We start from the raw sequence: 20,142 nt of genomic DNA, 5'->3' as shown, positions 1-20,142 counted from the left end.
CATGGCCCGCACCCGCCTCATCGTCAACGCGGATGACCTCGGCCTGCATCCCTCACTGGATGCAGGCATCCTGAAGGCGCACCGCGAAGGCATCGTCACCAGCGCCACGCTCTTGTCCACCGGGCCCACCGCGCCCGAGGCGGCGCGACAGGCCCGTGAGCAGGGGCTGGCGGTGGGCGTGCATCTGGCGCTGTCCACGCGCCTGCCCTCGGCCGCCTCCGACGTGCCCACGGTGGCGCCTCAAGGACGGCTGCGGCAGAGCTGGGCCACGTTCGCGCGCGCCTGGCTCACCGGACAGGTTCAGCGCGACGAGCTGGAGCGAGAGCTGTCTGCTCAAGTGTCCCGGGCTCGCGCGCTGGGCGTGGACGTGGATCATCTGGATGGGCATCAACACCTGCACGTGCTGCCCGGCGTGCGCGCCATCGTCGAGGCGTTGGCGGAGCGCGAGCGACTGCCGCTGCGGTGGCCCGACGCGATGCCCCGCCTCGGCTGGCTGCGCGCGCCCGGCCCGGCGTTGAAGACGACCGTGCTCGCGGTGCTCGCGCGCACGGCGCCCCTGGCCTCACCGAACCTGCGCCGTGTCAGCGCGGGCGGCGTGTTCGAGGCAGGCCGGTTGGATGAGCCCGCGCTGCTCGCGGTGCTGGATTCACTGCCGGCCGGGGACTTCGAGCTGGGGTGTCACCCCGGCGATGGCACGCCACACGTACCGGAAGACCCGGCGTGGACGTATGGATGGGAGGCGGAGCTGGCCGCGCTCACCAGCCCCCGCGTGCGCGAGCGGCTGCGCGAGCGCGACGTGGCGCTCAGCACCTACCGCGCGCTCACGTGACGTAGGCCCCGGCTCCGAACGCCCCCGCGAGCACCACCATCAACGCCGCGCTGAACGCGAGCACGGCGCGGTGCACGCGGGGTCGCTCACGCAGGAGCATGGCCAACGTGAGGAACAGCGGGAAGGCCGCGAGCAGGTAGCGCCCCATGCTCATGAAGTCCTTGGTGGCCATCGCCGGCATCCCCACGATGGCCAGCGTGAAGAGCCCATAGCCCCAGCCCAGCCGCTTGAAGGTGGGCCACACCAGCGCGAACGCGCCCACCGTCACGAGCGCGTGCCCCGTCAGGCGCCAGAACACCGGCAGGCGCATGTGCCAGCCGTAGCCCTGGAACCATCGCAGCTTGAGCCACGTGCGCCAGCCCGGCTGTTGGTCCCACCCTGGGGAGCCCTGCGTCTTCACGAAGGCGAAGGGCTCGCCGAACGCGCGCCACTGGTAGAGCACGTACAAGATGAAGCCCGTGGCGGCGAGCACCGGGAGCAGGTCCCACAGGTTCCACCGCAGGCCGCGCTCGCGCTTCCACTCCAGCCGTCGCGCCAGCAAGCCCAGCACGAGCGCGGGCGCCACGGGACGGGCCGCGGTAGCCACCGCGCCCAGGAGCACCGCGGCCACCAGGTGCCCACGCTCCAGCAGCAGGAACGCGCTCACCACCAACAGGAGGAACAGCGCGTCCGAGTACATGGGCCCGTAGAGAAAGAAGGCCAAGGGATACAGCGCCAGGATGAGCCCCGCGTCGCGCGCCACGGCCTCGTCCGCGCGCGTGCGAGCCCAGCGCGTGAAGACGAAGAGCGCGGAGATGCCGCACGTCATTCCAATCAGCACGCCCGCCAGGTTCGTGTTCAGCCCGAGCCAGCTCACGGCGCGCACCGTCAACGGATACGCGGGGAAGAACGCCACCGGGCTCTGCTGGCCGGGCGTGTAGCTGTAGCCCACCGTGGCGATGTGGGCGTACCAGCCCGCGTCCCAGCGCACCCAGCCCTTGAAGAGCGCCGAGCCGAACCAGTCCTGCGGCGGCAGCGGCGTCAGTTGCCACGCCATCGCCGCGAGCGTGGCGGTGGCGGTACAGACGAGGAGGGCACCAAGCCCGGTGAGCAACACGGTACGGGAGGCGGAGCGTTCCATGGGCAGGTCTGCCCTTGGTCCACTTCCGCCCCGCCGTCAAGCCACCCGCCCCCTGCCGCGAGGGAAAGCCCTCGCGACGGGGGACATCGCCTCAGCCGCCGTGGAACGACTTGCCTGCGCGGACCTGCTCGATGAGGAACGGCGCGGGCGTGAAGCGCTCGCCGAACTTGTCCTGGTAGTGCTCCAGCTTGCGCAGGAGTTGGGCAGGACCCAGGCTGTCCGCGTACCGGAACGGACCGCCGAGGAACGGCGGGAAGCCCAGGCCGAAGATGGCCCCGACGTCGCCATCGCGCGGGCTGCGCAGGATGTTCTCGCCCAGGCAGCGCACGGCCTCGTTCACCATCTGGAGGGCGCACCGCTCGGCCATCTCCGCGCGCTCCATGGGCTTGCGGTCCTTCCCGTGGGGCAAGAGCGCGTAGACGGTGGGGTCCACGTCCTTCTTCTTGCCGTTCTCGTAGAGGTAGAAGCCCTTCTGCGTCTTGCGGCCCAGCCGTCCGTCGGCCACCACGCCGTCGAGCGCCTTGGGCGCCGCCATCCGCTTGCCGAAGGCGCCCTCCATGATGGGCCCCACCTTGTGGGCCACGTCGATGCCCACCTCGTCGAGCAGGGTAATCGGCCCCACCGGGAAGCCGAACTCCACCAGCGCCTTGTCCAGCTCGGTGATGTCCGCGCCGTCCGCCAGCAGGTACGCGGCCTCGTTCATGTACGGCGCGAGGATGCGCGACGTGTAGAAGCCGGGCCCGTCATTGACGACGATGACCGTCTTGCCCTGCTTGCGCCCCACCTCCACGCACGTGGCGGTGACCCACTCTGCGGTACCGGGGTGGGTGATGATCTCCAGCAGCGGCATCTTGTGCACCGGGCTGAAGTAATGCATCCCGATGAGCTGCGCGGGCCGCTTGCTGCCCTTCGCCAGCTCGGAGATGGGGAGGCTGGAGGTGTTGGACGCGAAGATGCAGTCCTCGCGCGTGACAGCCTCGACCTCCGCGATGATGCGGTGCTTGAGCTTCAGGTCCTCGAACACCGCTTCAATGACGAGGTCCGCGGTCTTGAAGCCGCTGTAGTCCGTCCCCGCGGTGACCATCGCCATCTTGGCGACGGCCTCGCGCGAGGTGAGCGAGCGCCGCTTCACGCGCTCGTCCAGCACGGTCTGCACCTGCTTGAGCGCGCGCCCCGCGCCCGCGTCGTCCTTGTCCTTCACGCGCACGTGCACGCCCTGGAGCGCCGAGGACACGTAGGCGATGCCGCCGCCCATGAGCCCGCCGCCCAGCACGCCCACCTTCTTGACCTCGCGCGCCTTCACGCTCGGGTTCGCGGTGCCGTTCTCCTTCTTCAGCGCCGTGGTGGCGAAGAAGATCTCCACCAGCCGCCGCGAGACATCGGACACCACCAGCTCGCCAAACGCCTTGGCCTCGGCCTCCAGGCCCGCGGCGTGCCCGGACTCCAGGCCCACGCGGATGACCTGCAGCGCCTTCTCCGGCGCGGGGTACTTGCCGCGCGTCTTCTTCAGGAGCTGCTTGCGCGCCTGGTCGAACAGGACCTTGCGGCCCAGCGGGTTGTCCTCGAGGGCGACCTCCGTCCACAGGTCCTTGTTGGCCAGGCCCTTGAGGAAGCCCGCCAGCCCCTTCGCCTTGCCATTCGAGGCCACGGCCTTGAGGCCCTGTCCGTGCGAGCGCGTCACCTTCAGCGTCCCCGCCGCCAGCTCCGCGGCGCGCTGGAGCGCGAGCGAGCGAAGCAGCGGCACGGGCACCACCTCATCCACCAGCCCCAGCTTCTTCGCCTTGGCCGGCTTGACGTTCTTCCCGGTGAGGATGAGGTCCAGCGCCTGCTGCGCGCCGATGAGCGCCGGCAGCCGCTGCGTTCCGCCCGCGCCCGGAATCAGGCCGAGCTGCACCTCGGGCAGACCCAGCGTCGTCTTGGGGCTGTCGGTGGCGATGCGGTAGTCGCACGCGAGCGCCCACTCCAGGCCGCCGCCCAGACACGCGCCGTGGATGGCCGCCACCACCGGCTTGGGAAAGGCATCGAGCTGCTCGAAGCCCTGCTGGCCGTTGCGGCTGAGGGTGGTGGCCTCCTCGGCGGAACGGAGCGTCTGGAGGAAATCGATCTTCGCGCCAGCGACGAAGTTGTCCTTCTTGCCGGAGATGAAGACGACGGCCTTCACGGTCGTGTCGCCCTCCGCGTGGCGCATCAGCGCGGTGAAGGCCTCGCCCGTCTCGGGGGACAGCGTGTTGACCGCCGAGTCCGGCAGGTCGAACGTGATGACCGCGACGCCGCCCTCGACCTCGTAACGGAAGCCCTGCTTCGCCTCGACCTCGTCAAGCTTGATGGCCATCACGCACGCTCCAGAATGACCGCGGCGCCCAGGCCGCCAGCGGCGCAGACAGTGCACATCACCGTGTTCTTGTTGCGACGCTTCAGCTCGTTGAGGGCCTGCGTGACGATGCGCGCCCCCGTGGCGCCGAAGGGATGCCCGATGGCGATGGAGCCACCCGTCACGTTGAGCCGGTCGCGGTCCACCTCGCCCACCGGCGCGCTCCAGCCCGCCTTCTTCGCGAAGGACTTGGAGGCCAGGGCCTGGAGGTTGCTCGCCACCTGCGCGGCGAACGCCTCGTGCATCTCCACGAGGTCGATGTCCGCCAGCGTCAGGCCCGCGCGCTTGAGCGCCACGGGCACCGCGTACGCCGGGCCCTGGAGCAGCTGGTCTCCCGGATCCGTGGCCGCGAAGGCGTGCGAGCGAAGGAAGCCCAGCGGCTCATAGCCGAGCTGCCGCGCCTTCTCCTCGGTCATCAAGAGCAGTGCGGCGGCGCCATCCGTGAGCGGCGAGGCGTTGCCCGCGGTGACCGAGCCGTACTTGCGATCGAACACCGGCTTGAGCTGGGCGAGCGCCTCCAGCGTGGTGTCCTCGCGGATGATGTTGTCCTTGGGCACCACCTGCTCGTACTTCGGCGGCACCACGACGTGCATGACCTCGTTGTCGAAGCGGCCGTCCTTCCACGCCCGGGCCGCGTTCTGGTGCGAGTTGAACGCGATGCGGTCCTGCTCCTCGCGGGTGATGCCGTTCTCCTTGGCCATCTTCTCCGCGCTCTCGCCCATCGTCTGGCCCGTGGAGAACTCGGCGATGGCGGGGGGCACCGGCAGCAGGTCCTTGCCCTTGAGCTTCTGGAAGGGGCGCAGCTTCTCCGGCAGGGTGCGCCCCTTCGAGGACGCCACGAGCGCGTGCGCCAGGGGACGGCTGGTGAAGATGGGCGCGTCCGACATGGACTCGGTGCCGCCCGCGATGATGACGTCCGCCTCGCCCACCGCGATGGCGTTGGCCGCCGTCGTCATGGCCTGGATGGACGTCGCGCACGCGCGCGCCACCGTGAAGGCCTCGATGTGGCGCGGCAGCCCCGAGGCCAGCACCACCTCGCGCGCGATGGAGGGCGCGGTCAACGTGGGGATGACCTGCCCGAACACCACCTGATTGATTTCGTTCGGGTCGAGTTCGGCCCGCTGGACCAACTCCTGGACCACCATGCGGCCCAGGTCCAAGGCCGTCAGCCCCGAGAAGACGGTGCCCGCCTTCACGAACGGCGTCCGCAAGCCGCGGACGATGGCCACCCGGCGGTGGCCGTTTCGCTTCTCGCTTGCCATGTGCCTCACCCTCCTACGACGAGTGAAGCGCATCTAACGAGCGCTGATGCGCCGCGTCAACCTCGGATTGATTCTTGAGTCAACCGGAGGCCCGTTGGCCCTACGGGTTCGCGGACGCCTGGCGGAGCGCGGCGCCGTGGCGGTGCACGGCCTCCACGAGGAACTTCGCGGCCTCGGGGTCGGTGGGGGGAAGGATGCCGTGGCCGAGGTTGAAGATGTGCCCGGTGGGGCCAGCACGACGGAGGATGTCGAGCACGCGGCCCTCCAGCTCGTCGCGCGGAAGGAAGAGGTGGAGCGGATCCAGGTTGCCCTGCACGGCCACGTCGGGACCGAGCACGCGGCGGCCCTCGTCGAGGGGAACGCGCCAGTCCAGGCCGATGACGTCCGCGCCCGTGCGCTTGAGCAACGGCAGGTGCGGGGTCATGCCGGTACCGAAGACGATGACGGGGACGCCCGTGGCCTTCAGCTCGGAGACCATGCGCGTGAGGTACGGGAGGCTGAAGCGCTCGAAGTCCCAGAGGGACAGCTCGCCGCCCCACGAGTCGAAGATTTGAACGACCTTCGCGCCGGCCTCCACCTGCATCTTGAGGTACGGGATGAGGGTGTCGGTCAGCTTCTGGAAGAGGCGGTGCGCCAGGGCGGGCTGCTCGAACATGAGGCGCTTGATGAGGATGTAGCTCTTCGAGCCGCCCCCCTCCACCATGTACGCGGCCAGCGTGAAGGGCGCGCCCGCGAAGCCGATGACGGGCACCGAGTCATTGAGCGCGCGGCGCGTGCGCCGGATGGCCTCGGCGACGAAGCCGGTGCCCTGGACGGGGTCGGGCACGCCCAGCCGGTCGATGTCCGCCCCGGTCCGGACCGGATTGGGGAAGTGCGGACCCTTGTCCCCCAGCTCCAGGTGGATGCCCATGGCCTCCACGGGGATGAGGATGTCCGAGAAGATGATGGCCGCGTCCACGCCCAGGCGAGTCACGGGCTGGACCGTCACCTCGGCCGCCAGGTCAGGGTCCTTGCAGAGGTCGAGGAAGGCGATGTTGCCGCGGATGGCCCGGTACTCGGGCAGGTAGCGGCCGGCCTGGCGCATGAGCCACACCGGGGTGGTGTCGGTCGGCTGGCGGCGCGCGGCCCTCAGGAGTCTGTCGTTCACGTCGTGTCCCTGCTGCGAGGGGGCCCCTGCCTCATGAGGGAGGGCCCGGAAGGTGGCTGCCAGAAGAAGGGGGCCAGAAGAAGGGTGGAAGAAGCCCGGCACGTCACCCGCTCTCGGCCCCCCGCATTCACGGGCGGGTCATACTGGAGCGAAGCGCATCCGTCATGTCCGGCGCGATGCCACGCGGACGATGAGTGCATACCCATGAGGCCATGAGTGTGATCGCGCGGAGACGGGTTCGGAGCCTCCAGAGGAGGATGAGAGGGGGGCCAAGAATTGATGCGAAGGGCCCGCAAACAGGTGCTTGACAGTGTGGGGCAGCGCCTATAAAAGCCCACCTCGTTGCAGCGCGGCGGACCGCCGAGGGCGGATAGCTCAGCGGTAGAGCGTCGCCCTTACAAGGCGAGGGTCACAGGTTCAATCCCTGTTCCGCCCATGGTTATGGGGAGTTAGTTCAGTTGGTTAGAACGCCGGCCTGTCACGCCGGAGGCCACGGGTTCAAGTCCCGTACTCCTCGCCACTCAGACCCCAGCAAGTCTTCGGACTTGCTGGGGTTTTGTTTTTTCTGGCTCCCGCTGACACACCCTTCCTGTCACATCGAACCAGCGCGCTCCGCCTCGCGCAGCGAGCTCTGAGGAGTCCCCACGTCGCATGTAGGACTCTCACAGCAACGGGGGGCCCGTCAGCCTGCCCCAGGGGATGAGGCAGGTGTCCGACTCAGGACATGGGTCCCGGTCGGCGGGTCGACGCCTGGATGCCCGGGGTCGGCTGAGGAGAACCGATGGGGCGAGGGGCAAGGGACTTGAACCCGTACCTCCGCGTGATGGGCCTGCATGCGTCAGGAAGCGGGCCCTCCGACCGCACCTGAAGGCTCCGCCACCGGCCCCTGGTGAGTTCTGACCCACAATTGCTTCTGACTGAAGGCGCTGCCCCAGTTCCGGACCTGCCCGTCCGCCCACTGCCAGCGGTTGCGCGTCGGCATCACCCGCCATCAGCACGCAGTGGGCATCGTGACCGCGATGAAGGAGCTGCGATGCCGTCCTGCCCAAGCGCACGGAGCCCAGCAGGCCCCAGTAACCTTGAGGTTCCAGCAGGCGTCATCCCATCGGCAGCGCCCCGCCTCGTCACAGGGCCGCGAGGGCTCGGTAGATAATGGTCAGGGGTCGCCGGAACGCTGTGTCACCCATGCCCCTCCCAATGCCCCTCCAAGACCCGAGCTTTTCACGGGTCGCCCCCCATGCAGAGCCTCTTGATTCTGGACCTTGATGAGACGCTCATCCATGCGCGCGAGACGCCGCTGGAGCGAGACGCGGACTTCCGCGTGTTCGACTACTTTGTCTACACCGGTCCGCATCTCGCCCAGTTCCTGGCCGAGTGCTCATCCCTGTTCCGCCTTGCCGTCTGGTCATCGGCCTCGGATGACTACGTGAGAGAGATTGTGAAGCGAATCATCCCGAGTGAGACAAGGCTCGAATTCACCTGGGGCCGGAGTCGCTGCACGTTCTCGCTCGATCGCACCCGACTCGAACACGACGGCTACCTCGATCCCTCCTCGCACTACGCCTACGCCAAGAAGCTCCACAAAGTGAAACGTCGAGGGTACTCGCCCGCGCGAACCTTGATTGTCGATGACACCCCGGCCAAGTGCATCCACAACTACGGCAACGCCATCTACGTGCGCGAGCACAAGGGACAAGAGGACGACTCCGAGCTGCTCGACTTGGCGAAGTACCTCGCAGCCCTCTCCTCCGAACCGGATGTCCGGAAGATCGAGAAGCGCGGATGGAAGAACTCTCCGCGATGAACTTCCAGGCGCGACTCGAGGCGCTCACGCACCAACTCCGGCCCTGGGCCCCACTCTGGTCCCGCTCCATCCTCCAGGGCTGGCCCGAGTCCGGCGCCGCCTATCCCGAGGAGTGGTTGGCCTATGCCCGGTCCCTCGATGAAGCAGGCGAGCGGCGGTTGGATCAGGGGGCGCTCATGGGCATCCCGCCGCCTTCGCTGGTCGCTCTCCTGGGTTCACTCAAGGACCTGACGGAGTTGCCCTGGCACGAGGGTCGTCACGCACTCACAGTCACTCAGACGCAGGGCCTCAGCGCCAAGAAGACCCACGAACTGGAGCAGGTGCTCGCCCTGCTCGCGCCGAGGACACACTCCATCCGGCAGGCGGTCGATATCGGCGGCGGCATGGGGCATCTCGCCCGACTCTGTGCGCGGACGTTCGGGTGGACATTCCACAGCATCGACCGGGATGCCGCGCTGCAGGACAAGGGCCGGCAGTGGCTGGCGAGAACCCGCTCCTCGGACGAGGACTCCCTGTGTTTCGTCCAGGCCTCCGTCGCCGACGAGCCCCAACCCCAGGTCGATCCGCTCTTCTCCGGCAGGGACCGGGCTTCCATGGGTCTGCATACCTGCGGGCCGCTCGCCCTCACGCAGATCCGCAAGAGCCAGGAGGCAGGCTTCATCCTGAACATTGGCTGCTGCTACGACAAGCTGGAGGTCCCTCGGGATTACCCCGTCTCCCGCTGCGGGGGCGCGCATCCGCTGCCCTTCACTCCGTATGCATTGGCACTGACGACGCGAGGTCGGCAACACAAGACCGAGGAGGAGTTCTCGCGGATGAAGCGGGTCTACGCGTGGCGATTCGCGTTCCACCTCCTCGCGAGGCGGCACTTTCCCGGGCACAGCTTCGTGAGAGCAGGAGATGCGCCCCGGGCGCTCTATGCCGGGAGGTTCGCCGACTACGCGCTCGATCGGCTGAAGCGACTGGGTCTCAAGCTCAGCCTGACGGACGCCCAACTGGATGCCTTTGAGGTGTCCGTTCGCGCCGAGACACGAGACCTCTTGCTCTGCCATCTGCTGAGGGATCGCTTCGCGAGAGCACTGGAGGTCGTGCTCCTGCTGGACCGCGCGCTCCTCCTGGAGGAATGGGGCTTCCAGGTCGAACTCCTCCAGCTCTTCAACCCGAGTCTGTCTCCGCGCAACCTCGCGCTCATCGCGTCACGGAGCGCATGAACACATACCAAGCCACCCCACGCCCCGAAACATTCACAGACAGCCGAGTTCCATGGCGCGGAGGACGGCGCGGGTGCGGTCCCTGACTCCCAGCTTGGACAGGATGCTGGAGGTCTGATTCTTCACGGTCCCTTCGGCGGTCCCGAGCGCATCGGCGATCTCTCGGTTGGACAGGCCTCTCGCGATGAGGCGCAGCACTTCCACTTCGCGGCGCGTGAGGCCATCGGGCAGCTCCGCGTGAGGGAAGTCTCGCGGCAGCTCCGCCAGCCCTCGCGCCACTCGCTCCGCAACTCCGGGCGGCAGCAAGGTCTGTCCCGCGTGGACTCGGCGGATGGCATCCGCGAGTTCGTCCAGGGAGACATCCTTGAGCAGGAAGCCCTGCACCCCCGCACGCAGTGCCTCAATGATCGCGGAGTCTTCATCGAACGTGGTGAGCAACACCACGCGACGATGTGGACTCTCACGGCGCAGCACACGCAGGGCCTCCAAGCCCGTCATGCGCGGCATGCGCACGTCCATCAACACCACGTCCGGCTCCAACTCCGCGACCTTGCGCAGCGCTTCTTCTCCATCCACCGCCTCACCCACCACCCGGAGGTCCGGGGTGAGGTCCAGCAGACTTCGCAGGCCCTGCCGCACCAGCGCATGGTCATCCGCCAGGACGAGCCGAATCATGCGGTCCCCCTCACACTCGCGGGCAGCCAGGCCTCCAGCTCCCATCCGCTCCCCGCCTCCGCCCGCCATGACACGTCTCCACCCAGTCGCGTGAAGCGCTCGCGCATTCCCAGGAGCCCCGCCCCCGGCGTCGGCGTCGTTGCGCCCCGGCCATCATCTTTCGTGACGACGCGGACTCCACCTTCCGCGGTGGACTCGACGCGGATCCACAGCTGCGTGGCGCGTGCGTGGCGCAGCGTGTTCGTGATGACTTCCTGAACACAGCGAATGAGTGAATGGGTCGCCTCGGACGAAGCGAGCGTGAGGTCTTCCAGGATGTCGAGATGGACCGTCAGGCCCGGCGTATTCCCCACGAGCGCCTGGAGTGAGGCCCTCAGCGGAGGCGGGGTGTCGCGTAAGGCAGACACGGTCTCTCGCACCTCGGAGAGCAGTGTCCGGGCGGCCTCGCGGGCGCGCCGTAAATGATCAGCCGAGGGTGTGTCCTTCGCGGTGTACGCGGCGGCCTCCAGATTGAGGGACAGGGCCGTGAGGTGATGCCCCAGCGAGTCGTGTAGTTCTCGTGCGATGCGCAATCGCTCCCCTTCTCGCTCCCGAGCCGCCAGCAACATCTGCGTGGACTGAAGCTCCGCGTGGAGCCGAGCCAGCTCCCGCCGCGCCTGCGCCTCACGAACCACGACGGTGGCCGAGGCCAGAGTGAACCCCTGAAAGCCGATGAAGATGAGCCCCTGAACCAGGGCCGATGCGAAGGGCAGGATCCACAGATACACCCCTACCAGCACCGCCGACTGCGCGGCGACCCAGAACACCGCGCGACGCTGGGACAACAGCTCGGGCACCTGGGCCGCGACGATGGCGAGCAACGCGCCATCCACTCCCGTGCCACTGGTGCCGACAGCGACCAGCCCCGTGAGACTCTGGAGCACCAGCGCGGGCACGCTGCCGGCATCCTCGGCGATGGCGTTGCGACAGTACGCCGCGCCAAAGCCCACGAAGGCCACCCACCACACCAACGCCAGGGGCGAGGCGTCTCTCGTTCGCACCATCCCCTCGACATGAGGCGAGCCGACGACGGCCCACGTCAGCAGCCCGGCGGTGAGCAGCAGTCGCCGAGTGGAGGGGGATTTCGCAGCGCCATGCCTCTGGGCCATGTGCCTCAGCATAGGGCGCATCACGCGACGAGCATGTGCCGGAAGTCACACGGGCGCGATGTGACTTCCCGCAGATGTGGGCTCGCTCGCCCTTCCGTACCTTGGCCACCGACTCGCCGTTCGTCGGAGGCACACATGACGTTCTACTCGCTTGCCCGTTCGGTCCACATCGCCGCCGGCATCGTCGGATTCATCAGCCTGTGGTTGCCGCTCGTGGCTCGAAAGGGCGGCACGCTGCACCGGCGCGTGGGCTGGGTGTACGTGAGCGCCATGGGTGTTGTTGCACTGACGGCCCTGGTTCTCTCGGGGACGCGGTTCATCGTGGAACCGGCCGCTCGCTCCAGCGCCCTGTTCTTCATCTCGCTCAGCGTCCAGAGCGCGGCGGCGGCCTCGCTGGGAGTTCGGGTGCTGCGCGCGAAGCACCGCACCGCCGCGCATCGGAGCCTCTACGACCTGGGCATTGCCAGTCTCACGCTCGGCATGGGGCTGGTGACCTTGGCCTGGGGTGTGGTGATGCACGCGCCGCTGCTGTGGGGTTTCGCGCCCGTGGGGATCCTCGCGGGTGGCTCGGCGCTGCGCTACTGGCTCAGCGTTCCTGGAGAGCGCATGCACTGGTGGTTCCAGCACATGGGCGCCATGGTGACCTCGGGCATCGGCACGCTCACGGCGGTCCTCGTGGTGAATGCCCGGAACCTGGGCATCGAGGGAATGCAGCTCGCGGTGTTCCTCGGCCCCACGGTGGTCGGGCTCACGGGTCTTCGGCTCTGGGTGCGCTACTACCGACAGAAGTTCTCACCTCCGCCCAGGACGCTGTCGAGCGCCCCCTCCGCCCGCGCCGAAGGCTGAGCACCGCGCACCGCCCCTCGGAATGACTCATGCCCAGCACACACTGGTCATTCCTGAAAAGTCTCGGCACGGTGCAACGCCAGTTACGAGGGGAAATTCATGAATCGCAGCACCTTGATTTCGATCAAGCTGGGGCTCATCGGTTTCGTCGTGCTCGCGAAGGTCTGCTCCCGCCAGGAGCAGCAGGCGCAACAGGCGCAGATCGAACAAGTCCGAGAGGTCGAGCAGGCCCGCCTGATCGCTCGCGGCGCGGTCACGGAAGACGAGGTCGAGGCGGCAGAGATGGGGAGGCCCATGACCCCCATGGAAAAGTCTCTCCTCAAACGCAACCCGACGTTTTATGACTCGCGAGAGCGACATCCGAAGCGCCAAGGCAGTTGCGAAGAGGGACAACGCGCCCTCGGCGGGTCGTGCTGGAAGGAAGTCGTTCCTTTGAAAAGGACCGTCACTCCCAACGACTTCACGGAGTTGGATTGCGGTGAGCAGAATATCCGGTACGGGAATCGGTGCTACACCCGCATCGGAAACGAGCCGCAGGATCCCTGACGCGGCACAAGCAGATGCATCCAGGAGCTCGGACACACGCGGTCCGGGCTCTTTTCATTTGCGCAACAAGGCATCGAGTCTCAGCCAGCGTCTTCAATCTGCTGCACCGCCTGGCAAATGCGGAGCAATCCCTCAGCACACTGACGTGTTTCACGGGCTCGTTCACGAGGCATGGGTATCACCGCGCGACAGCCCCATGCCCTCTCTTGCCGCCAACCTGCCCAGCGGGCTCAACCTGGGAGCGGGCGGGACCTTCGCGCTCCCGACCGCTTCGGACCTGCGACTCGGGGCGGGGAAGCTGTCACTGGGCCCGTCCGCTTTGGGTGTCTATACGCACGGCCCGCTCGTGGCGGGTCTGCTCGCCACCCAGGTCTTCTCCGTCGCCGGAGACTCCGAGCGCTCCGATGTGAGCATCCTGACCCCAAGACGCAACCCCAGGGCTGACGTGCCCGCATGACAGCGCCTCGCGTGAAGGCGCGCACACCACGCGATGGTTTCCCTGGACATGGGAACGCTCCGCGCGGGAAGACGCGTGGCTCTCCCTTTCGACGGGCGCGGAGCCCGTGGTCGGCGCCCATGACCTCTTCCATTGCCATCCGTCCCGAGACGTCCGCTGATGCGCAGGCCATCGAGGCGGTCACCATCGCCGCCTTTCGCGAGGCGCCGCATACGAGCCACACCGAGCAGGACATCGTTCGTGCGCTGCGCGAGGCCGGCGCGCTCACCGTCTCGCTGGTCGCCGAGGACCAGGGAGTCGTCGTCGGCCACGTCGCCATTTCCCCCGTGTCGATCGCCGATGGCGCCTCCGGCTGGTTCGGTCTGGGACCCATCTCGGTGGTGCCGGAACGACACGGCACGGGGATTGGCGCCGCACTGATGCGGGCTTCGCTCCAGCGACTGCGCGACCTGGGCGCCTCAGGCTGCGTCGTGCTGGGAGAGCCCGCGTACTACGGCCGCTTCGGCTTTCGCGCGGAACCTTCGCTCGTCTTCCCCGGCGTGGAGGCCGCGTACTTCCAATCGCTGGCCTTCACGGGGGACCTGCCTCAAGGCGTGGTGACCTACCACCCTGCCTTCTCCGCCTCAGTTCGTTGAAGCGTCAGCGGGCGCGGGCGGCGGGGTCTTGGGCACGACCGAGATCTGCCCATCCTTCTCCTGAAGCGTGTGCGTACTCCCCACGGCGTACTGCTGGAACTCCTCCAGCGTCGCGGGTGTGTACGTCACGGGAGGCTGCCCTCCCCCTTGGAACACGACACGGTACTTCGCGCTGCGCGAGGTGCGCTCCTTCTGTCCCTTCGCCAAGGGCTGCGCGGGGCGAAGCTCCACATCCGATGGCCAGGAGGTCTCGAGCGTGCTCCCGCTCTTCTTCACCGTCCGGTCGTGCGCCCAATCCCATTGCGTCCAGGAGTACCAGGTCGCATTGCGTGGCACGCTTCGATAGTGGGGTTCCTGCCGCGAGCGACGCACGTCGACATAGCGCGGGTTCTTGCGCGTCTTGGTCACGGAGCAATAGCGGGTGGAGCACCGTCGCTCGCCTCCGGTGCAAGACGTCTTGCACGTGGCAAAGCCATTCTTGTTGCTCGTGCACTTCTCACTGCATGAACGCGGCGTGGTGCTGCAGTCCTGCCCGCAGGCCTCCTGCTCGCGATAGGACTCCGTGGTGTATCCGTCTTGCTTCTGCTCCGTGTAGTAGACGGTCTCGTAGCCATCGAGGACCTGCTCGTCGTGATGATGGCGGGAGCCGCGGGACTTCACCTGGATGGCGTTCTCCGGGCGATCCTCCTCGAACCCTTCCTCCTGAGCGGCGCGGTAGCGCTCCACGTCCACCAGGTGCTCCCAGGAGACCTCCTTCACCTGGAGGGCCAGGGCCCAGCCCGCGTCTGGCGTCCCGGCATCCTGGGAACCCGGCGCCGCCTTCTTCACCCCGGTCAAGATGCCGACGCCCATCGGGCAGCAGCACCCGAAGAACGCCAGGCCCAAGAGGACATAAAGACAGCCTCGCATGAACGAGACCGGCTTCTTCTGCGCGCGCGGCAGCACGGCTCCAGCGGGCTCAGGGCTCGGGGGCGCGGAGGCACCGCAGTTCTCGCAGTCTCCGTTCAAGGCCCGCTGGTCGCTGTCGCAATAGGCGCAACGCCAGTTGGGGCCCGCGGTGGCCATTCGCAGGAGCGCCGCGTCGGTCACCGTCGCCGCGGACGCCGTGTCCTCCGGCATCTCGTACGGCTCGCTGCCATCCTTGGCCTTCTTGCAGCGCTGACACACCCTGTGGCGGCCGAGGTTCCTGTGCTGGCAACTCGAGCACCGCCAGAACATCTCAATCTGCCGCGTCGACATTCGTGCGCTCACCCCTGGGACGAACCCGCGCAAGTCGGCTCTGATGTTCAGAGGCTGTCCTCCCCACGAGGACACCTCTTCCCCGCGTCACGCCACCGCGGGGACGAGCCTGGACGTCACAATTCCTGGGCTATTCAATCCGCCGCGCGCGACTCAGCCGTCGAGGGGCTGGAAGTCTGCCTTGTCCGCGCCGCACTCGCCGCAGGTCCACTCCATCGGGATGGACTCGAAGGGCGTCCCCGGAGGAAAGCCGTCCTCCTCGATTCCCTGCTGGGGGTCGTAGACAAAGCCGCAGCCCTGGCACTTGTACTTCCGCATGAACGCCTCCCGTGGTGTGCCGGCACTAGAAGGCGATTCCCCTCGGGCGTCCAGGGAGATTCCTCCCGACGCCCGAGGGGCCATGCTGTCCGACTGGGCGAGCCACGCCATCCGTGCGGCTCATCCCGCGTGATGGGGCGAGCCCCCACCCCGCCGCTCAACGAACGGGGCTCGCTCGCGGGCTCACGGAACGATGAGCCCACCGCTCACGACGAGGCCGTAGTCCGCGTCCACCGCGGGCGTCTCCACGTGGGCGTCCTGGACAATCTCATCGCCGAGCACCTCGACCTTCCACGTGCCCACCGCGGGGTTCTGGATAAAGACGTTCTCCACCGTGTCCATGGTGTTGGACGTGCCCCCGGAGGTGGAGAAGTTCCCCGCCGTCAGGCCGTTGTTGCCCCAGTAGACGGTCCCGTTGGGCGCCGTCACGCGGAGCGACAAGTCATTGACGCGCGCCTGCGCCGCGCCCACGGTGCCCATCGGGTCCGTGTAGACCATCGTGACGTTCAGCTCGGTGGAGCCCGTGGCGACCGAGACGTTGTAGCTCTTGACGCCCAGCGGCGTGATGACATCCGTCTCGTCAATCACGCTCGTCACGGGCGCTCGGTCCAGCAGGCGGCGGAGATCCGACGTGCCCCACCCCTGCTTGTAGCGGTCCAGGTCCGAGTTGGAGCCGCCCGCCAGCCAGTTGTAGCGATAGGCATTGTTGATCATCAGCGCCTTGGCCGTGGCCATCTGCGGACGGCTGGCAAAGACATCCGCCTGGCCCCCGAAGCCACTCCACACGCCCTGATGCCACATCTGGAAGAGCAGCCCGAAGTGCCCCGACGTCTGCGGCGTGGCGGAGCTGGTGCCACCGAACTCCGTGTAGCTCGCGGTGCCGGTGCCCGTGGCCGAGTGGATGTTGTCGTAGAAGAACGACAGGTCCGGCTTGATGCGTCCATCCGCGGCCGGGCCGATGCTGCCGCTGGAGCTCCATCGGTCATCCGTGCGCGCGACGGTCCCCTGGTGATTGAAGCCACCCACCGACACGATGTTCTTCGCCCAGGCCTGGGGCCGCGAGTCCTGGCTGCCCGCGTTGCTCTGCGACTGCGTGCTCAGGATGGGGTACTTGAACAGGTAGTCATCCACCTCGGCGGACAGCGTGGTGTACGTGCGCACGCGAGCGCTGCCCACGCTCGAGGTCTGGAAGACCGCCCGGTACGTCCCGTTCGGATCCGTCAGCTCGCGGTTGATGTCATAGCGAGACTTGGTGCCACCAAACTGGGTGGACTCGCTGTAGCGGAAGAAGATGCCTTGCGCGTCCGGCAGCATGCCGCGGGCGAGCGGATCCACGCCCTTGGCGAAGTTGTTACTGTAGCAACTCGTGCCGTGGTACTCGGAGCCGGTGTTGCCGGTGCTCTGGATGATGGGAGCCTTGCCCCATTCCCGATGCGTGGTGAGCAGCTCCGTGTCGAAGACCTCGCCGCGCACGCCTTGGCCGGTCCACCCCTTGACCGACTGCAGGTAGTTGGCGCCGCCGACCTCGCGGACAATGTCCATGTCGACCTCGCCCGGCCCGCCCCAGCGGTCGATGAACTGAATCGCGTTGGAGCGAACGGTGGACAGGAGCTGGTCAGCGCTCAGGGTCGCCTCGACGCGCAGGCCGCCCGGCTCCACGAGGTCCACCGCGCCACCCAGGCGCTGGACCAGCGCGATGACCTCCGCCTGCCGAGCCTTCCCCGCCTCGCCCAGCATGAGCGAGTAGCGCTGTCGCGGCAGGGCGGGCGCCAGGCCCACGAGCGCGTCACGCAGCTCTCGCTCCAGCCGGTACTCCGGATGGTAGGGCCCCACCCAGCGGACATACGGGAGCGACTGGACGCGCTTCTGGGCGTCCGCGTCCATCTCCACGACGAAGGTGTGGTCCGTGAGGAAGCGCAGCACCTTGCCGCCCGCGCGCTCGATGGCCTCGCGGAACTCGGGCAGCGGCGTCCCGAGGAACTGGACCAACTGCAAGGTGTTGTCTGCATCCGCCGCGAGCAGGTTGGCCGCCAGGGGCTGGGTGACCTGGAGCGGATCGAACTGCGCGCCGTCCAGCCGCACCAGGTAGCTGGTAGGCCGAGCGCGGCCGAGCAACACCGCGCCGTCCCGCGTATAGGCCGTGAATGCCTGACGCGTTCCATCCGCCTGCAACTCCTGCCACGTATGGAGTTGGAGGGTGGTGTCTGGAATGGCGAGGCTGCGCAGCGCGGAGACGGGCTGCCCGGTGCGGTGGATGACGAGTCCGGATGCGGTGGTCAGGACATAGCGCCCCTCACGCTCGGCCACCACGCCGCTCTCTGTCACGAGCTTCGCGGGCACCAACCGGACAGCGCCCGGAGCCGCGGACCGGGTGGGCCCCGCCTCCGAGCTGGCGGCGAGAAGGGACCCAGGCGCGACGAGCGCGCACGTCAGGACGACGGTCTTCAGCGGGCGCCACTGGCCCGCCGACCACGAGGACGTCTTTCGCATGTGTCGGTGCTCCCTGTATTCGAGTGCCTGGAGACGTCTTCCCAAACGTCTCCAGCGCTGCCGCACCTGGACACCCGCTCCCACGAATGACTCGCCGACACCCAGGCGCAAACAGGCCATTCACGACAGAAGCGATTTACCTATATTTCAAGCAAATCAAGAATGCCAATGAAACGGTCGAGCGCGCGCGTTCACTGTTGCGTGCTCGACACAGCGCCGCTGGCGCGCGGCCGTCACGGCTCCAAGGTCGCCAGGCCGTTGCGCACCGCGTCCGCGAGGGCGTCGCGTGAACTCTCGTCCTGGAGCTTCTCGGTTCGCAGGTAGATGCCCATCAAGCGATCGAACAGGCGGACCGGGTTCTTCTCGAGGCCCAGCGCCACGCCCGTCGCGAGCAGGAACTCGGGCGTCCGGAGGAAGCGGAAGCGCGGATCCGTCAGCTCCTCGAACAGTTGCGCGGCGGAGAACAGCGTCGGATGGCGGCGCATGGCCACGGCGCGCTCCTCGTCCGTAAAGGACTTCTGCGACGGATGGATGCCCAGCAGCACCTGCGCGGTGCGGCGGCGCTCGGCATCGGCGCGGACATCCTGCGTGGGCGCGGGCCCGACGCGCACCATCAGCTCCAGAAAGTCATCGGCGAGCTTCACCGGCCTGGCGCCCTCCTTCATGGAGTCGACGCGATAGACCGTGGGGTTCAGCGTGGCGGAGGCGCCGCCCTCGCCTTGTTGCCAGCGTTTGATGCGCAAGACGAGGAGGTCGGACTGCCGACTGCCCACCAGGAGAAGGTCATTCTCGAGCGGATGGTCCTCGCCCGAGATCCACGCGAGCTGCTCGGGCGCGCGGACCTCCACGTACTTGGCCCCAGGCGCGTACTGCTTCCGGTCGAGTGCCCAGGTCCGATACTCGGGCGGGAGCTGCACATGGAGGCGTGACTCGGCGGCCTCCACGGACTCGGCGGGGTTCTTCTTGCTCGAGGCCTTCTTGTCCGCGGGCTTCTTCGCCGCGGGCTTCTTGCTTGCGGCGTCCTTTGGGTTCGTCGGCTCGTCGAACGGCGTCACACCGGACTCGGAGAGGTTGAACAGCTCGAACGTGAGCGGCTTGGGCGCGCCCGAGTCCACCTCGCGAATCCGCTCGCGCATCCGCTCGCGGGACTTCACGTCGCCCTTGGGAAAGATGACGAGCGATTGGCGATGAGGAATGGAGACCAGCAGCTCCGGCGTCTTCAGCACGCGCGCGGAGAAGGTGTGCAGGCGCGGCAGGACGATGCAGGTGGCGACGAGCCACGGCCCCGACAGCACGATGAAAGGCAGGCTCGGGTCGTCCGAGTAGAGGCGGGCCTGGACCTCCTTCGAGAAGAACGTGTCGAGCTGCGCGAGGGCCTGTTTCCATGCGGCTTCGATGGAGTCCGCGCCAAGTGACGCGAGGTCCGCCGGCTGGAGTCCCGTGACCATCCCATCCAGGTCCTGGACGAGCACCGCCCAGATTCCATGCCCGAGTTCTCGGGCCAGCCCCGGGACGATGGGGTACGTCGAGGGCACCACATAGGGAACGATGCGGGTCGCGCTGTCTTTCTGTTCCACACCCCATCCGTAGCACAGGCGTGCTGCGCCTACAGCCGATTCCTTGGAATCCGGACTCGCGACTGCCCCTCGGCGCGTTCTTGGAAAGCAGGACTCGCGTACGAAAATGGGACGTCACGCCCATGGGGCAAGGTGGCTGGGCAATTCCGCACGACTCCGGGGAAAACTGTCATTTCCAGACCGCGCTTACCTGAGCTGCGCTGGCGACCGCGGCCCGCAATGACAATCATTGTCATGGAGGATCAAGGCTCGGGTCCTCCGAACTCCCCCAGAGCCTCCCCCGAGGTCCCATGACATCTTGCTTCAAAGGACTCTGCCTGCTCGCGGTTGGGAGCGCGCTCGCATGGGGTTGTGGCCCCGCGACGCCGCAAGACGAAGTCGCCTCCGATGAATCCGAAACCTCCTGGGCCGCGGCTCCTCAGGAGGACGAGGTCGAGGACAGCGCCATCTGCTGCAACGTCCAATGC

17 protein-coding genes and 2 tRNA genes are annotated in these 20,142 nt (G+C 67.7%); 9 read left to right on the top strand and 10 right to left on the bottom strand.

Going from position 1 to position 20,142, the window contains the following annotated elements; translation table 11 throughout:
* The first annotated feature begins 1 nt into the window (after position 1).
* Positions 2-829, top strand: coding sequence for a ChbG/HpnK family deacetylase (locus JGU66_13135; protein MBJ6761712.1), 828 nt, complete (start codon positions 2-4; stop codon positions 827-829).
* On the opposite strand, the gene JGU66_13130 is transcribed toward JGU66_13135, so the two are convergent.
* The 4 genes from JGU66_13130 to hemE all read right to left on the bottom strand — a co-directional run bounded on the left by JGU66_13130 (position 822) and on the right by hemE (position 6,729).
* The gene (locus JGU66_13130) at positions 822-1,949 is read right to left on the bottom strand and encodes a hypothetical protein (GenBank protein ID MBJ6761711.1); all 1,128 of its coding nucleotides are present in this window, start codon (positions 1,947-1,949) and stop codon (positions 822-824) included. The two genes, JGU66_13135 and JGU66_13130, sit on opposite strands and share 8 nt — an antisense overlap.
* Positions 1,950-2,040: 91 nt before the next feature.
* Positions 2,041-4,281, bottom strand: coding sequence for a fatty acid oxidation complex subunit alpha FadJ (fadJ, locus tag JGU66_13125; GenBank protein MBJ6761710.1), 2,241 nt, complete (start codon positions 4,279-4,281; stop codon positions 2,041-2,043).
* Positions 4,281-5,582: an acetyl-CoA C-acyltransferase FadI gene (gene fadI, locus JGU66_13120; protein ID MBJ6761709.1), complete on the bottom strand. Its 1,302-nt coding sequence runs from the start codon at positions 5,580-5,582 to the stop codon at positions 4,281-4,283. The genes fadJ and fadI overlap by 1 nt, the downstream gene beginning before the upstream one ends.
* A 100-nt stretch (positions 5,583-5,682) precedes the next feature.
* Complete coding sequence (hemE, locus tag JGU66_13115) at positions 5,683-6,729, bottom strand: uroporphyrinogen decarboxylase (GenBank protein ID MBJ6761708.1); 1,047 nt, start codon at positions 6,727-6,729, stop codon at positions 5,683-5,685.
* Between the two features lie 364 nt (positions 6,730-7,093).
* Between hemE and JGU66_13110 the strand changes: the two genes are divergently transcribed.
* The 4 genes from JGU66_13110 (at position 7,094) to JGU66_13095 (ending at position 9,744) form a co-directional block, all read left to right on the top strand.
* Positions 7,094-7,165: transfer RNA gene (locus JGU66_13110), tRNA-Val, on the top strand.
* A gap of 7 nt (positions 7,166-7,172) precedes the next feature.
* Positions 7,173-7,249: transfer RNA gene (locus JGU66_13105), tRNA-Asp, on the top strand.
* A 717-nt stretch (positions 7,250-7,966) separates the two neighbouring features.
* Positions 7,967-8,533 carry an HAD family hydrolase gene (locus tag JGU66_13100; GenBank protein ID MBJ6761707.1) on the top strand — a complete coding sequence of 189 codons (567 nt, stop codon included), beginning with the start codon at positions 7,967-7,969 and terminating at the stop codon, positions 8,531-8,533.
* The gene (locus JGU66_13095) at positions 8,530-9,744 is read left to right on the top strand and encodes a methyltransferase (GenBank protein ID MBJ6761706.1); all 1,215 of its coding nucleotides are present in this window, start codon (positions 8,530-8,532) and stop codon (positions 9,742-9,744) included. Before JGU66_13100 ends, JGU66_13095 begins: the two co-directional genes overlap by 4 nt.
* 33 nt (positions 9,745-9,777) lie before the next feature.
* Here JGU66_13095 and JGU66_13090 read toward each other — a convergent pair whose 3' ends face one another.
* Together JGU66_13090 and JGU66_13085 are read right to left on the bottom strand one after the other, a co-directional pair.
* On the bottom strand, positions 9,778-10,419 hold the full coding sequence (locus tag JGU66_13090; GenBank protein MBJ6761705.1) for a response regulator transcription factor: 642 nt from the start codon (positions 10,417-10,419) through the stop codon (positions 9,778-9,780).
* Positions 10,416-11,567 carry a sensor histidine kinase gene (locus JGU66_13085; GenBank protein ID MBJ6761704.1) on the bottom strand — a complete coding sequence of 384 codons (1,152 nt, stop codon included), beginning with the start codon at positions 11,565-11,567 and terminating at the stop codon, positions 10,416-10,418. Before JGU66_13085 ends, JGU66_13090 begins: the two co-directional genes overlap by 4 nt.
* 135 nt (positions 11,568-11,702) lie before the next feature.
* Between JGU66_13085 and JGU66_13080 the strand changes: the two genes are divergently transcribed.
* From JGU66_13080 to JGU66_13065, 4 genes are all read left to right on the top strand, one after another.
* Positions 11,703-12,413 carry a hypothetical protein gene (locus JGU66_13080; protein MBJ6761703.1) on the top strand — a complete coding sequence of 237 codons (711 nt, stop codon included), beginning with the start codon at positions 11,703-11,705 and terminating at the stop codon, positions 12,411-12,413.
* Between the two features lie 99 nt (positions 12,414-12,512).
* A complete protein-coding gene (locus tag JGU66_13075) occupies positions 12,513-12,959 on the top strand; it encodes a hypothetical protein (GenBank protein ID MBJ6761702.1) in 447 nt (148 codons plus the stop codon).
* A gap of 196 nt (positions 12,960-13,155) precedes the next feature.
* Positions 13,156-13,416 (top strand): hypothetical protein, encoded by a 261-nt coding sequence (locus tag JGU66_13070; protein ID MBJ6761701.1) that lies wholly within the window; start codon positions 13,156-13,158, stop codon positions 13,414-13,416.
* A gap of 119 nt (positions 13,417-13,535) precedes the next feature.
* On the top strand, positions 13,536-14,051 hold the full coding sequence (locus tag JGU66_13065; GenBank protein MBJ6761700.1) for an N-acetyltransferase: 516 nt from the start codon (positions 13,536-13,538) through the stop codon (positions 14,049-14,051).
* Here JGU66_13065 and JGU66_13060 read toward each other — a convergent pair.
* The 4 genes from JGU66_13060 to JGU66_13045 form a co-directional block, all read right to left on the bottom strand.
* Positions 14,040-15,290 (bottom strand): hypothetical protein, encoded by a 1,251-nt coding sequence (locus tag JGU66_13060; GenBank protein MBJ6761699.1) that lies wholly within the window; start codon positions 15,288-15,290, stop codon positions 14,040-14,042. The genes JGU66_13065 and JGU66_13060 overlap by 12 nt on opposite strands.
* Before the next feature lie 153 nt (positions 15,291-15,443).
* Entirely contained in the window at positions 15,444-15,608 is a 165-nt protein-coding gene (locus tag JGU66_13055; protein ID MBJ6761698.1) for a rubredoxin, read from the bottom strand.
* 183 nt (positions 15,609-15,791) lie between these two features.
* Complete coding sequence (locus JGU66_13050) at positions 15,792-18,098, bottom strand: S8 family serine peptidase (protein ID MBJ6761697.1); 2,307 nt, start codon at positions 18,096-18,098, stop codon at positions 15,792-15,794.
* Between the two features lie 233 nt (positions 18,099-18,331).
* On the bottom strand, positions 18,332-19,675 hold the full coding sequence (locus JGU66_13045; GenBank protein ID MBJ6761696.1) for a hypothetical protein: 1,344 nt from the start codon (positions 19,673-19,675) through the stop codon (positions 18,332-18,334).
* Positions 19,676-20,142 lie beyond the last annotated feature (467 nt).

This window comes from Myxococcaceae bacterium JPH2 (assembly GCA_016458225.1).
GTDB lineage: Bacteria > Myxococcota > Myxococcia > Myxococcales > Myxococcaceae > Citreicoccus.
This window is presented reverse-complemented; position numbering and strand designations above follow the sequence as displayed.